10 protein-coding genes, 1 pseudogene and 1 riboswitch are annotated in these 13495 nt (G+C 71.5%); of the genes and pseudogenes, 6 read left to right on the forward strand and 5 right to left on the reverse strand.

Going from position 1 to position 13495, the window contains the following annotated elements; genetic code table 11:
• Positions 1-174: 174 nt before the first annotated feature.
• Positions 175-591, reverse strand: a complete 417-nt coding sequence (locus EHS43_RS22425; RefSeq protein ID WP_037718998.1) for a cobalamin B12-binding domain-containing protein — start codon at positions 589-591, stop codon at positions 175-177.
• A 561-nt stretch (positions 592-1152) separates the two neighbouring features.
• Between EHS43_RS22425 and EHS43_RS22430 the strand changes: the two genes are divergently transcribed.
• Positions 1153-2022, forward strand: coding sequence for a triacylglycerol lipase (locus tag EHS43_RS22430; RefSeq protein ID WP_125192561.1), 870 nt, complete (start codon positions 1153-1155; stop codon positions 2020-2022).
• 323 nt (positions 2023-2345) lie between these two features.
• Positions 2346-3911: a M23 family metallopeptidase gene (locus EHS43_RS22435; protein ID WP_125192569.1), complete on the forward strand. Its 1566-nt coding sequence runs from the start codon at positions 2346-2348 to the stop codon at positions 3909-3911.
• 28 nt (positions 3912-3939) lie between these two features.
• Here EHS43_RS22435 and pcrA read toward each other — a convergent pair whose 3' ends face one another.
• Positions 3940-6423 (reverse strand): DNA helicase PcrA, encoded by a 2484-nt coding sequence (gene pcrA / locus EHS43_RS22440; protein ID WP_125192562.1) that lies wholly within the window; start codon positions 6421-6423, stop codon positions 3940-3942.
• 439 nt (positions 6424-6862) lie between these two features.
• A riboswitch (cyclic di-AMP (ydaO/yuaA leader) is annotated at positions 6863-7028 on the forward strand.
• 8 nt (positions 7029-7036) lie between these two features.
• Between pcrA and EHS43_RS22445 the strand changes: the two genes are divergently transcribed.
• Both EHS43_RS22445 and EHS43_RS22450 read left to right on the forward strand, forming a co-directional pair.
• Complete coding sequence (locus tag EHS43_RS22445; RefSeq protein ID WP_125192563.1) at positions 7037-8170, forward strand: C40 family peptidase; 1134 nt, start codon at positions 7037-7039, stop codon at positions 8168-8170.
• A 103-nt stretch (positions 8171-8273) separates the two neighbouring features.
• A complete protein-coding gene (locus tag EHS43_RS22450; protein WP_125192564.1) occupies positions 8274-9257 on the forward strand; it encodes a tellurite resistance/C4-dicarboxylate transporter family protein in 984 nt (327 codons plus the stop codon).
• On the opposite strand, the gene EHS43_RS22455 is transcribed toward EHS43_RS22450, so the two are convergent.
• Complete coding sequence (locus EHS43_RS22455; RefSeq protein ID WP_125192565.1) at positions 9235-9588, reverse strand: hypothetical protein; 354 nt, start codon at positions 9586-9588, stop codon at positions 9235-9237. The genes EHS43_RS22450 and EHS43_RS22455 overlap by 23 nt on opposite strands.
• Positions 9589-10043: 455 nt before the next feature.
• Between EHS43_RS22455 and EHS43_RS22460 the strand changes: the two genes are divergently transcribed.
• The gene (locus EHS43_RS22460) at positions 10044-11105 is read left to right on the forward strand and encodes a C40 family peptidase (RefSeq protein WP_125192566.1); all 1062 of its coding nucleotides are present in this window, start codon (positions 10044-10046) and stop codon (positions 11103-11105) included.
• A gap of 17 nt (positions 11106-11122) precedes the next feature.
• On the opposite strand, the gene EHS43_RS22465 is transcribed toward EHS43_RS22460, so the two are convergent.
• Entirely contained in the window at positions 11123-11848 is a 726-nt protein-coding gene (locus EHS43_RS22465) for a response regulator transcription factor (protein WP_125192567.1), read from the reverse strand.
• Positions 11845-13137, reverse strand: a complete 1293-nt coding sequence (locus tag EHS43_RS22470) for an ATP-binding protein (protein WP_125192568.1) — start codon at positions 13135-13137, stop codon at positions 11845-11847. The genes EHS43_RS22465 and EHS43_RS22470 overlap by 4 nt, the downstream gene beginning before the upstream one ends.
• Before the next feature lie 178 nt (positions 13138-13315).
• Here EHS43_RS22470 and EHS43_RS47085 point away from each other — a divergent pair.
• Positions 13316-13495 (forward strand): annotated as a pseudogene (locus EHS43_RS47085) (hypothetical protein); the annotation flags it as partial.

The raw sequence follows: 13495 nt of genomic DNA on the forward strand, positions 1-13495 counted from the left end.
CGACCGCCGGCACCGCTCCCGGCCACCCCCGACCGGCCCGCACCTGGGACCAAGGACCCGCCGTCCGGGATCCCACCGCCCGGAACCCGCGGCCGCGGATCACACCACCCGGGGTCCCGCCACCTGGGATCCGCCAGCCGAGATCCCGTGCCCGACAAGCGCCGCCTACGCCCCCTACGCCCCCGCCGGCTGCCGCACGTTCTCCCGGACCCAGTCCACGATCGACTGGGTCGTCGCCCCCGGCGTGAAGATCTCCGCGACCCCCTTCTCCTTCAGCGGGGGGATGTCCGCCTCGGGGATGATCCCGCCGCCGAACACCAGGATGTCCTCGGCGTCCCGCTCCCTGAGCAGGTCGATCACCGCGGCGAAGAGCGTGTTGTGAGCGCCGGAGAGGATGGAGAGACCGATCGCGTCGGCGTCCTCCTGGATCGCCGTGTCGACGATCTGCTCGGGAGTCTGGTGGAGCCCGGTGTAGATGACCTCCATGCCCGCGTCACGCAGCGCCCTCGCGATCACCTTGGCGCCGCGGTCGTGACCGTCGAGTCCCGGCTTGGCCACCACCACGCGGATCGGACCGGCTGTCACACCCATCACTGCCTCCATGAAGCGACTGCGTGCATTCCCGCTGAACGACTAGTACCGCACAGACCGGGCATGTGAACGAACGTTATCGCCACCATCTCGCACCATGCAGTTTCGCGGCAGGCTCCGAGGGGGAAATTACATGGTGGGACACGTTCGGGAGCCGCAACGAGGTCGCCGCACCACTGCGCCGCAGTCCGCGCGCACGGGTGGCGCGGCGCGCCGGCGACGGCACGAAGGGCACGTAGGACAGGTAAGGCACGACAGCGGGGAGCCTCGTCGCCACACCGACAGGGCGCCTCGTCACGTCACCGGCGCACCACCAGCACCGCGAGCACCATCGGCACCACCGATACGACCGGATCGAGTACCGGCACCGTCGGCGTCGCCCGCACCACCGGTTCCATCCGTTCCGTCGGCCGACCCGGCGGTACCGGAACCCAGCGCCGACCGCCGTACCCACGCCCCGCGCCCCTCTCGCGCCTCGTCGGCGTCGGCCTTCGCCGCGACTCCCCATGAGCGCACACGGGGGACGGAGCAGTCCTCCCGTGTGCCGACAGGAGGTCGGCCATGAAGGTCACCAAGGTGGCGCTGCCCCTTCTCCCGCTCTGCCAGCGTCTGGTTCCCGGCAGGCTGGCGGGACTCTCCCTGGCCCTCCTGAAGGCGACCGCGCTGGAGATCGCGATCCTCGCGGGACATCTCCTCCTGTACCCGTCCGGCATCACCCAGGAGCGCCGCTCCCCCCTGCCCTCGCTCCCCACGCCCGAGGAAGGTGGCGCCCAGCTGCCAGCGGAGGCCAAGCCCCCGGTGGTCCTGCTGCACGGCTTCATCGACAACCGCTCGGTCTTCGTCCTCCTGCGCCGCAGTCTCGCCCAGCACGGCAGGGAGCAGATCGAGTCGCTCAACTACTCCCCGCTGACCTGCGACATCCGTGCCGCGGCGGAGCTGCTCGGCCGGCACATAGAGGGAATCTGCGAGCGCACGGGCAGTGAGCGGGTGGACGTGGTCGGGCACAGCCTGGGCGGCCTGATCGCGCGGTACTACGTGCAGCGCCTGGGTGGCGACGCCCGGGTCCGCACGCTGGTGACGCTCGGCACCCCGCACTCCGGCACCCGGGTGGTGCCGCTGGCGAACGCACACCCGATCGTGCGCCAGATGCGCCCCGGCTCGGAGTTGCTCGAGGAGCTCACTCGGCCGGCGCCGGGCTGCCGTACGCACTTCGTCAGCTTCTGGAGCGACCTCGACCACCTGATGGACCCGCTGGAGGCCGCCTGCATCGACCATGAGGACCTGCTGGCGGAGAACGTCCGGGTGAGCGGGGTCGGGCATCTCGCCCTGCCGGTGCATCCCGCCGTCGCGACCGGCATACGGCAGGTGCTCGACACCGCGCTGCCCGGGGAGGAGACGGCCGACCGCGCGGGCGGACTGACCGTGGCGTAACGGTCGTATCAGCCACCGGCACGGCCGGACTCAGGCGGCCGCCCGCTCGCCCCACAGGCCGCCGACGGCTCACGGAGGACCCGCCGACAGCTCGCGGAGGGCCCCGGGAGCGCGGACCGGAATCGAACATTCTTCGAACTCAGGGCCAAGGTCGCGCCCGCAGTCCCCCGAAACAGAGCCGAATGCCCGTTTCCTGCGCGCCCAAAACCAGTTGAAGATTGTCGCGCCCGCGTACCGCCGGGTACAGTCGCCGCACTGCTCTGGCAGCCCCTGTTGTCGAGGCGAAAGAGAAGTTGGTGAACGACCGTCACCCGTCGGGGACCATGACCACCCCGGCTCCGGCCTCCGAAGCCGACTCGTCGCACTACGCGTCGTACGGCACCCAGGAGGCCCAGTACGGCGACTTCACCACGTACGGCGGCTACGACACCCCCGGTTTCGACGCAAGCGGCGCGCACGCCACCGGCACCTTCGAGACCGACCCGCTCTTCGGCAACATGCCGGATGACGCGACCGGTTCGTACGACGCCTCGACGTGGACCACGGGCGGCCACCAGACCCTGAACTACGACATGTACGCGGCCCAGCACCACGCCGCCTACGACACCGGCGCGTACGACGCCACCCAGTGGGGCGCCGACCACCAGCAGCTCGCCGCGATCCCGCCGCAGTCCGGCGGCGTCGACCACAGCGGACAGTGGGACGCGAGTTCCTGGCACCAGCCGGACCAGTCCGCCGCCCCGGCCGACCCGACCCAGCAGTGGGAATGGGGCACACAGACCTTCGACACCGGGGCGTACGACGCCACGCAGTGGAACTCCGACGGCACGCCGGCCGACCCCCAGCAGACGGCCGCCTTCGAGCAGGCCGGGTACGACGAGACCCGCCCTCACGACGAGGGCCACCCGTACGACGACGGCCAGGCGTACGACGAGAGTCACGCGTACGGCGAGGCGAATCCTTACGGCGACTCCTACGCCGAGCACACCTCGCACGACGGCGAGCCGGGCGCCGACACGGACACCGGCGCCACGGCCACCGGGGAGATGCCCGCCGTCCACGACGCCGACGCCCCGCTCCTGGACGACCAGGAAGAGGCGCCCCGGGCCTCGGCGACCGCCCCCGGCTCCCGTGTCGCCGCGCGCAACGCCAACCGCTCCCGCCGCCGTATGCCCGCCAAGCGCTCCGCGCTGCTGACGATCGCCGTCCCCTCGGCGTGTGTCATGGGTGTCGCCGGGATCGCCGCCGCCTCGGTCGGCACGCTGACCGGCGACGACAAGGACACCACGACGACCCTCGCGGACACGAGCGCCGTCAGGCCGGCCGTCGCGAACAACAAGCTGGACACCCAGCTCGAAAGCCTCGCGGCCGGTGCCGACGACTTCGCCGACCGGGCCAGCCGTACGCAGGAGCGCATCGACCTCAAGGCCCAGCAGGTGGCCGAGCAGCGGAAGGCGGCGGAGGAGGCGGCCCGCAAGGAGCGGCTGCGCCCGAAGTTCGCGCTTCCGGTCGCACAGCGCGGGCTCAGCGCCTACTTCGGCCAGTCCGGCGTCAACTGGATGTCCGTCCACACCGGCATCGACTTCCCGGTCTCGTACGGCACGACGGTGATGGCCGCGACCGACGGCACCGTGCGGACGCAGTGGAACAGCGCGTACGGGAACATGATGGTCGTGACGGCGAAGGACGGCACGGAGACCTGGTACTGCCATCTCTCCAGCTACCGCGTCGCCTCCGGTACGACGGTCAAGGCCGGCGACCCGATCGCCTACTCGGGCAACTCCGGCAACTCGACGGGCCCCCACCTGCACTTCGAGGTGCACCCGGCGGGCGGTTCGGCCATAGACCCGCTGCCGTGGCTGCGCAGCCACGGGCTGGACCCGACGTAACCCCTCGGGCCCGGCCCTCCGCCAGGAACTACAGCTTCTCCACCGGCGCGTACCGCAGCAGCAGCCGCTTCGGCTTCGCCTCGCCGAAGTCGATCGTCGCCTCGGCGTTCGCGCCCGTGCCCTTCACCCCGACCACCGTGCCGAGACCGAACTGGTCGTGGGTGACACGGTCGCCGACGGCCAGGGACACCACCGGCTTCTCCGCGGTCCTGCGCGTCGCGAAACCGGACGCGCCCGACGCCGAGGAACGGGAACGGGACGAGGACAGCGAGGCGGCGACCGCCGAGACCGGTCCCGCCGGTGCGGCGGAAGCGCCCGTGCGCTTCCAGTCGACGTGCTGCGCCGGGATCTCCTCCAGGAAGCGGGAGGGCGGGTTGTACGACGGCTGCCCCCACGCGCTGCGCAGCGAGGACCGGGTCAGGTACAGCCGCTCACGCGCGCGCGTGATGCCGACGTAGGCCAGGCGCCGTTCCTCCTCCAGTTCCTTGGTCTGGCCGAGGGCGCGCATGTGCGGGAAGACGCCGTCCTCCATGCCGGTGAGGAAGACGACGGGGAACTCCAGGCCCTTGGCGGTGTGCAGGGTCATCAGGGTGATGACGCCCGAGCCGTCCTCGTCCTCGTCGGGGATCTGGTCGGAGTCGGCGACGAGCGCGACCCGCTCCAGGAAGTCGGAGAGCGAGCCGGCCGCCTCCTCCTCGCCGGACTCCTGCTCGAACTCCAGGGCCACGGCGGCGAGTTCCTGGAGGTTCTCGATGCGGGTCTCGTCCTGCGGATCGGTGGACGCCTGCAACTCGGCGAGGTAGCCGGTCCGTTCGAGGACCGCTTCCAGCACGGTCGCCGGGCCCGCCCCGGACTCGACGATCGTACGGAGCTCCTCCATCAGGACGTTGAACCGCTTCACGGCGTTGGTCGAGCGCGCGGCCATGCCGTACGCCTCGTCGACGCGCCTGAGCGCCTGGGGGAAGCTGATCTTCTCACGCTGGGAGAGGGCGTCGATCATCGCCTCGGCGCGGTCGCCGATGCCCCGCTTGGGGACGTTGAGGATCCGGCGCAGCGGCACGGAGTCCTCAGGGTTGGCGAGGACGCGCAGGTAGGCCAGGACGTCCCGGACCTCCTTGCGCTCGTAGAAGCGGACGCCGCCGACGACCTTGTAGGGCAGGCCGACGCGGATGAAGACTTCTTCGAAGACACGGGACTGCGCGTTGGTGCGGTAGAAGACGGCGACGTCGCCGGCCTTCGCCTCGCCCGCGTCGGTGAGGCGGTCTATCTCGTCGGCGACGAACTGCGCCTCGTCGTGCTCGGTGTCGGCGACGTAGCCGGTGATGCGCGCGCCCGCGCCCGCGTTGGTCCACAGGTTCTTGGGGCGGCGGGACTCGTTGCGCTCGATGACGGCGTTGGCGGCGGTGAGGATCGTCTGGGTGGAGCGGTAGTTCTGCTCCAGGAGGATCGTCGTCGCGTCGGGGTAGTCCTCCTCGAACTGGAGGATGTTGCGGATGGTCGCGCCGCGGAAGGCGTAGATCGACTGGTCGGCGTCACCGACGACACAGAGCTCGGCGGGCGGCAGGTCGTGCTCGCTCGGCGGCACGTCGACGGGGTGCTCGGAGGTCCCTACCAGCTCCCTGACCAGCGCGTACTGCGCATGGTTGGTGTCCTGGTACTCGTCGACGAGGACATGCCGGAAGCGGCGGCGGTAGTGCTCGGAGACATCGGGGAACGCCCGGAGCAGATTGACCGTCGTCATGATCAGGTCGTCGAAGTCGAGGGCGTTCGCCTCGCGCAGACGTGACTGGTACATGGCGTAGGCCTGGGCGAGGGTCTTCTCGAAGCCGTCGGCGGCCTGGGCGGCGAAGTCCTCCTCGTCGATCAGCTCGTTCTTCAGGTTGCTGATCTTGGCGCTGAAGGACTTCGGCGGGAACTTCTTGGGGTCGAGGTCCAGGTCGCGGCAGACCAGCGCCATGAGCCGCTTGGAGTCGGCGGCGTCGTAGATCGAGAAGGACGAGGTGAACCCGAGCTTCTTCGACTCCCGGCGCAGGATCCGCACGCAGGCGCTGTGGAAGGTCATGACCCACATCGCGTTCGCGCGCGGGCCGACGAGCTGCTCGACGCGCTCCTTCATCTCGCCCGCGGCCTTGTTGGTGAAGGTGATCGCGAGGATCTGGCCCGGGTGGACGTGGCGCTCGCCGAGGAGGTGGGCGATGCGGTGGGTGAGCACCCGGGTCTTGCCGGAGCCGGCGCCGGCCACGATGAGCAGCGGGGTGCCGGAGTGCACGACGGCCGCGCGCTGGTTCTCGTTCAGCCCCTCCAGGAGCGCGGCCGGGTCCACCGCGGGGCGCGGGGCGCCGTCGCGGTAGTAGGCGTCCCGGTCCGGGGGCACGTCGAACTTCCCGCCGAACAGGTCGTCCGGAACCTGCTCCGGTCCGTGCTCGTCCTCGGGCGGCGGCGGGGGTTCCTCCGCGTGCCCGCGAGGGGCCTGGAGGTCCGCCAGGAAGCTGTCGTCAAAGAGGCTGCTCATCGCTCTCCGAGTCTAGGGTGCCCCACTGACAGACCGCCGCCGCCCTGAGAACATCCGCCCGCATCGGCAGCCGGTGATCTTGCGGTCCGGCACCGTGGACCCGGCCGCGCGCAAGGGGGTGACGTCGGCGACGTCACCCGGCAGGCACGTGCGCAGGCCGTACGAGACCTTGGTCACTGCACCGGTGACGGACACCGTCCGGGCCGTCTCCGCGGGACCGGCTGAAAACGAGCCCCGAAAACCGGACGGACGGCCTCAGCTGCCGGAAACAAGCTCAAGTCATGCCAGACCGGACCGGATTGCCCACGCCGGGCGCCGCCTGGGACCAAGGTCACGAAAATGTATCGGGCATATCGAACATCAACCTTCACAGGGGCCACACCGGTTGGCTACCGTTCCGGCAGGCCGTACGACCCCCTCCGGCGAACCTCGCCGGGCCGCACGGCCTCCGCCGAGTCCGCGGCGCCGCGCGCCCGGAGCCGGGGACCCACCGAACCTGGGGTGAATCGGCCGACTCCCGCGCGGGGAGAGCCGTAGGGCAAACCTTCCGAAGCAGCACGCCCGAACCCGACAGCTAACCCGGTAGGCGGAGCACGGGAAGGAGTCGCCTCCCTTGGCGTCGCACCGCAAGTCGCGTCCCGTCGGTACGCGCGTGGCAGGCATACGGACCCCGGCCCTCGCAACGGCCGCCCTCACCTCCGTGGCCCTGCTGTCCCAGTCGGCGAACGCCGCGCCGGCCGATGACCGGCCGAGTCTCGAAGAGGTCGAGAAAAAGGTCGACGACCTCTACCGCCAGGCCGAGTCCGCGACCGACAGCTACAACGCGGCCAAGGAGAAGACGGCCACGCAGCGCAAGCAGGTCGACACGCTCCTCGAGGACGTGGCCCAGCGCACCCAGAAGCTCAACGAGGCCCGGGAGGAACTCGGTTCCTTCGCCGCAGCCCAGTACCGCACCGGCGCCGCCGCGCCCGAGACGGCGACCTTCCTGCTCGCCGACACCCCGCAGGACTACTTCGACCAGACGCAGCTGATGGGCCGCTTGACGAGCCGTCAGAAGGGCGCGGTCGACGACTTCGTCTCCGAGCAGTCGGCGACGATGAAGAAGCGCCAGGAGGCCTCCCAGAGCCTTCAGGAGCTCACCGAGACGCAGAGCGGCCTGAAGACCGCCAAGGCGACCGTCCAGAAGAAGCTCGCCGACGCGCGCGAGCTGCTGTCGGAGCTGACGGCCCAGGAGAAGGCGCGTCTCGCGGCGATCGAGAAGCGCAAGCAGGAGGAGGCGGCCCGCAAGGCGGCCGAGCTGGCGCAGCAGCAGGCGGCGGCCGAGAAGGCCGCGCAGGAGACCGCCGCCCCGCAGGAGAGCACGCCGACGGCGACCGACTCCTCGTACGCCACCAAGGCCGCCAAGGCCCTCGCCTTCGCCCGCGCGCAGATCGGCAAGCCGTACGTCTGGGGCGCCACCGGCCCCGACTCCTACGACTGCTCAGGGCTCACCCAGGCCGCCTGGAAGGCCGCCGGCGTCGACCTCCCGCGCGTCACCTACGACCAGGTCAACGCCGGCACCACGGTCTCCCTGGCCGACGCCCAGCCCGGTGACCTGGTCTTCTTCTACGACGACATCAGCCACGTCGGCCTCTACATCGGCAACGGCATGATGATCCACGCCCCCAAGCCGGGCGCGTACGTCCGCGAGGAGTCGATCTACTACGACGGCGAGTCGGCGATCCACAGCGTGGTGCGCCCCGCCTGAGTCCGCGGGCCCCGGAGGCCGGGGCCCGCACTCGCGTGCATTTCCCCCACGCGCGCGTGCGCGTCCCGCCCGCGCCGTGCGGGGAGCTTCCTAGCATCGGCACATGGCCGGTACCTCCCCGCACTCCCCCCTGCGCGTCTGGTGGACGCTGCGCCCGCCCGCGGCCGGGGCCGCCGTGATGGCGACCGGCATCATCTCGATCGGGCTCCATCTCACCGGTCACGAGACGCTGTCCCGCGTCGCCCTGGTGATCACGTGCGTGGCCTGGCTCGGGCTGGCCGCCGAGTTCGCCGTACGGCTGCTGCGGCAGCGCGCGCGATGGGCCGCCGACGCCGGGACGCCGGGCGCTCTGACGGCCGTGGCGGCGACCACCGTCCTCGGCACCCGATTCTCTGCGCTGGGCCGGCAGACCCTCGCCGAGGCGCTGCTGGCGCTGTCCGCACTGCTGTGGCCGCCGCTGACCGTGCTCGTCGTGGGGCACTGGAAGCGGCGGATGCCGGGCGGGGTGTTCCTGTGCTGTGTGGCCACCGAGGGCCTCGCGGTCCTCGGCGCCACGCTCGCGGCGGCGGAGTCGGCGGCCTGGCTCGCCCACACGGCGCTCGTGCTGTTCTGGCTCGGCCTGGTCCTCTACTGCGTCGCGCTGTTCCACTTCGACCCGCGCCAGGTGCTCCAGGGGGCGGGCGACCAGTGGATCGCGGGCGGCGCCCTCGCCATCTCCGCGCTGGCCGGCTCGAAGCTCGTCGCAGCCGACAGCGCGCGCCTGTACCTGTGGAACGACGACGACCTCGGCGTGCTGCGCGCGGTGACCGTCGCCCTGCTGGTGCTCGACCTGGCCTGGTACGCCGTCCTGCTGGCGGCCGAGTGCGTACGGCCGCGCCTTCGTTACGACGTGCGCCGCTGGGCCACCGTGTTCCCCATGGGGATGACGGCGGTCGCGGCCCTCTCGGTCTCCACCGCCGTGGACGTTCGGTGGCTGAGGACGCCCGGTGAAGTACTGCTGTGGATCTCGGTGGCCGCCTTGCTGGCCGTCGCGGTGGGGGCGGCGCACTCCGCCCGGGCCGCCGTCAGGTCCACAGCACCGCGATGAAGACATTGGCCGTGGTCAGCGCTCCGACCAGCCCGAACAGGCTCTTGTCCACCGTCTCGTCGTCCCGCTTCACATAGACGAGTCCGAGGATCACGATCAGCAGAGCCAGCTTGATGCCGATCTTGATGTTGTTGACGTGCTGGTCGTCGGCCTGGTTGAGGCCGACCAGGATCATCCCGGTGACCAGCATCGTCGCGGCGCCGTGCAGCATCGCGGGCACGAACCGGGCGGTGCCCCGGCCCATCGCCTTCATCTGGGTGAGGAAGCCGCCGAGCAGCGCGGCGATGCCGATGATGTGCAGGCCGACGAAGAGATGGATGAGTAGGTCCATGAGGCCGGAGCCTATGCAGGGGCCGTGACGGCGTCCGCACCGGCCCCTCGCACGGATCTTGCATATATGCGACCCATAGCACTCCGTGTCCGCCGCGTGTCCCGGAATCCGCACTTCGGTCAGCGCCCCGCGCGAAGTCGACGGTGCCACCCCGGCCGCGCGGTCACCTTCGGTCACCCGGCGGTCGCCTGACGGCTCTTCCGTACAAAGCGTTACCTCCCGGACACGGGCGGGTTTAGCGTCCTCCACCAGGTGACCGGCTCCCCACCGCCGCCCGGGCCAGGGGCGGCAGCCGGACACCACCGCCGAGAAGGTCCGGCGGCGGCCCGCTCCCCCTGTGCAGGCCGTCGCCGGACGCGCACACCGCCCCGGGCGGTCGTACGGCCGCTCTCCCCGGCGTTCGTACTTCCCGGAGCCCCGGGGCGGGCGATCGTACGAAAGGACGTGCAGTCCACGTGGCAGCACACCGCAAGCCCCGCAGGCGCTCGGCCGGCGGCCATACGGTCCGTACGGTGGCGACGATCACCCTCGCGGGGGCCGCGACCGCGACAGGCTTCGACGGGATCGGACACGCCGACCCCCGGCTCAGCCCGGAGCAGGTCAGGGCGAAGGTGGACCGGCTGTACCAGGAGGCGGAGGCGGCCACCGAGAAGTACAACGGCGCCAAGGAGAAGGCGGACGCGGCCGAGACCCGGCTGGACAGCCTGCGGGACGAGGCGGCCCGCAGGACGGAACAGCTCAACGAGGCGCGGGACGCGCTGGGTTCGATCGCCGCGGCGCAGTACCGTGGCGGCGGTCTCGACCCGGCGATGCAGCTCGCCCTGACCGACGACCCCGACCGGTACCTGGACAGCGCCGAGTTCGTCGAACGCGCGGGCAGCCGCCAGGCCACGTCCGTGGCGACCGTACGACGGCAGCTGCGGGAGATCGAGCAGCTGCGCGGGGCCGCGCACATCGAGCTGGCCGCGCTGAAGTCGCGCCAGGCGGAGCTGAAGCGGCACAAGAAGACGATCACCGGCAAACTGGGCGCGGCCCGCCGCCTGATGTCCCAGCTGCCGGCCGGGGAACGGGCGGCGCCGGGAGGCGACGGCGACCGGGCCTCCCGGGCCACGCAGGGCGCACGCGAGGAGCTGACGACTCCCGGCGCGACCACCACGGACGCCCCCAACTCCCGCGCCGCAGCGGCCGTCTCCTACGCCTACAGCAAGCTCGGCAGCCCCTATGTGTGGGGCGCCACCGGCCCGGACGCCTTCGACTGCTCAGGGCTCGTCCAGGCCGCCTACCGCTCCGCGGGCATCTCCCTGCCCCGCACGACCTACGCCCAGATCGACGCCGGCCGGCGCGTCTCCCGCTCCGAACTCCTCCCGGGCGACCTGGTGTTCTTCTACTCGGGCATCAGCCACGTCGGGCTGTACATCGGCAACGGGGAGATGATCCACGCCCCCAACCCGTCGGCACCGGTACGGGTGGCGCCCATCGACGAGATGCCGTTCGCGGGTGCCACGCGCGTGGTGTGAGCGGGCGCGGCAGCGCGTCAGACCAGCCGGCGTGCCGTCGCCCAGCGGGTCAGCTCATGACGGTTCGACAGCTGCAGCTTGCGCAGCACCGCCGAGACATGGGACTCGACCGTCTTCACCGAGATGAACAGCTGCTTGGCGATCTCCTTGTAGGCGTAGCCGCGCGCGATGAGCCTGAGCACCTCGCGCTCGCGCTGGGTGAGGCGGTCGAGGTCCTCGTCGACCGGCGGGGCGTCGGTGGAGGCGAAGGCGTCCAGTACGAAGCCGGCCAGCCGCGGCGAGAAGACGGCGTCTCCCTCCTGGACGCGGAAGACGGAGTTGACGAGGTCGGTGCCCGTGATCGTCTTGGTCACATAGCCGCGCGCACCGCCCCGGATCACCCCGATCACGTCCTCGGCCGCGTCCGAGACGGACAGGGCGAGGAAGCGCACGGGCTGCTCGGCGTCGGCCATCAACGGGGCGCACCGGCGCAGGACTTCGACCCCGCCGCCGCCCGGGAGATGGACGTCGAGGAGTACCACCTCGGGCCGGGTCGCGGTGATGACGGTGACCGCCTGCTCGACGTCCGCGGCCTCCCCGACCACCTCGACACCGGTCTCCTCGGTCCGGCCGATCTCGGCCTGGACGCCCGTACGGAACATGCGGTGGTCGTCGACGAGGACCACGCGCACGTGCCGCTCGCCCGCGCCGCCGGCCGGCGTCTGCTCCGCGGGGTCCGTGTTCGCCTCGGTGGGGTCACTCATGACGTCTTCTCCGCCCTCTCCATCTCCAGCTCGACCTCCGTGCCGCCGTCCGGCACCGCGCGCAGCCGGGCCGTGCCGCCATGGCGCTCCATGCGGCCGATGATCGATTCTCTGACACCCATCCGGTCGGTGGGTATCGAGTCGAGGTCGAAGCCGGGGCCGCGGTCCCGGACGGACACGAAGACCGTCCTGCCCTCGACTTCGGCGTAGACCTGTACGGCGCCGCCCTCGCCACCGTACTTGGCGGCGTTGACCATCGCCTCGCGCGCGGCCTGCATCTGCGCGCCGGTTCTCTCGTCGAGCGGGCAGTCGCCGACGACGACCACCTCGATGGGGACGCCGTGCTTGTCCTCGACCTCCGCCGCGTTGCGCCGCACGGCGTCGGCGAGGTGGGTGGGTTCGTCGGCCTCGTCCTTGCCGGTGCCCTCGGGCTTGTACAGCCAGGTGCGCAGGTCGCGCTCCTGGGCGCGGGCGAGGCGGCGGACCTCGGACGCGTTCTCCGCGTTGCGCTGGATCAGGGTCAGGGTGTGCAGCACCGAGTCGTGGACGTGGGCCGCGACCTCCGCGCGCTCCTGGGCACGGATGCGCATCAGCCGCTCCTCGGAGAGGTCCTGGGTCATGCGGACGAGATACGGCCCGGCGAGGAGCGTTATCCCGACGAGGACCGCGAGGGCCGCCTGGAGGACGGAGCCGAGGTGGGCGGCGGAGCCCTGGAGGACGAAGACGCCGGAGACGCCGGCGGTGACGAGGAGGACACCGCCCGCGGCACGCAGCAGTGTGAGGGTGCGCCGGCGGCGGCCCACCTCCATCCAGCGGGCCCGGCGGGCGTTGTCCGCCTGGCGCCAGACCAGGGCGACACCCGCGCCGACCAGGACGGCGGGCCAGAGGTAGGCCTTGGCGCCATTGCCCACGTTGACATTGCCGACGAAGACCATGGCCACGACGACCATGAGCAGCAGGGCCACGATCTGGCCCTTGTCCGGGCGGCGGGCGACCAGCCTGCGGCGGCCGTCCGGTGAGGTCTCGGTGGTGACGAGGGACGGGGGCTTCTGTCCGCCGACCCCGCCGACGCCGAGCGGCACGAAGAACCAGAACGCGGCGTACAGCAGCGCACCGAGCCCGTCCGCCATGAACAGGCCGACGAAGACGAGCCGCACCCAGATCACGGGCAGCCCGAGATGCCCGGCGAGCCCCCGCGCCACGCCACCCAGCCAGCGTCCGTCGCTGCTGCGGTAGAGCTTGCGCGGCGGCCGCGGTTCGACGAGTGGCGCTGCTGCGGCTTCCGGCATGCCATCGATGGTCACACGGCCCGGGTACGGGGGCATCAGGGTTGGCCCCCGAGACGCCCCTGATCTTCGACCGGCGCGCCTTCCGAACACTCCCCTCCCCGCTCTCAGGGCCGATATCAGGGTCCGGCCAGGGTCGTGACGCCTCCCGCCGCGCCCTCTCGCCCGTCACCATGGACACATGACAGATCACCAGCACGCCGCGGGCGCCGGATCCGGCGGAGGCCCGGACCCGGGCACCGGCCGCGGCCCCGGCGCGGGCACGCGGAAAGAAGGAGGCACAGCGGCGGACCCGCGCACCGAGCCCACAGGCCACCGGACGGCGACCGAGCCCCCCGGGCACCGCACGACGACCGACACC

This window comes from Streptomyces sp. RP5T, from assembly GCF_003933965.1.
Lineage (GTDB): Bacteria > Actinomycetota > Actinomycetes > Streptomycetales > Streptomycetaceae > Streptomyces.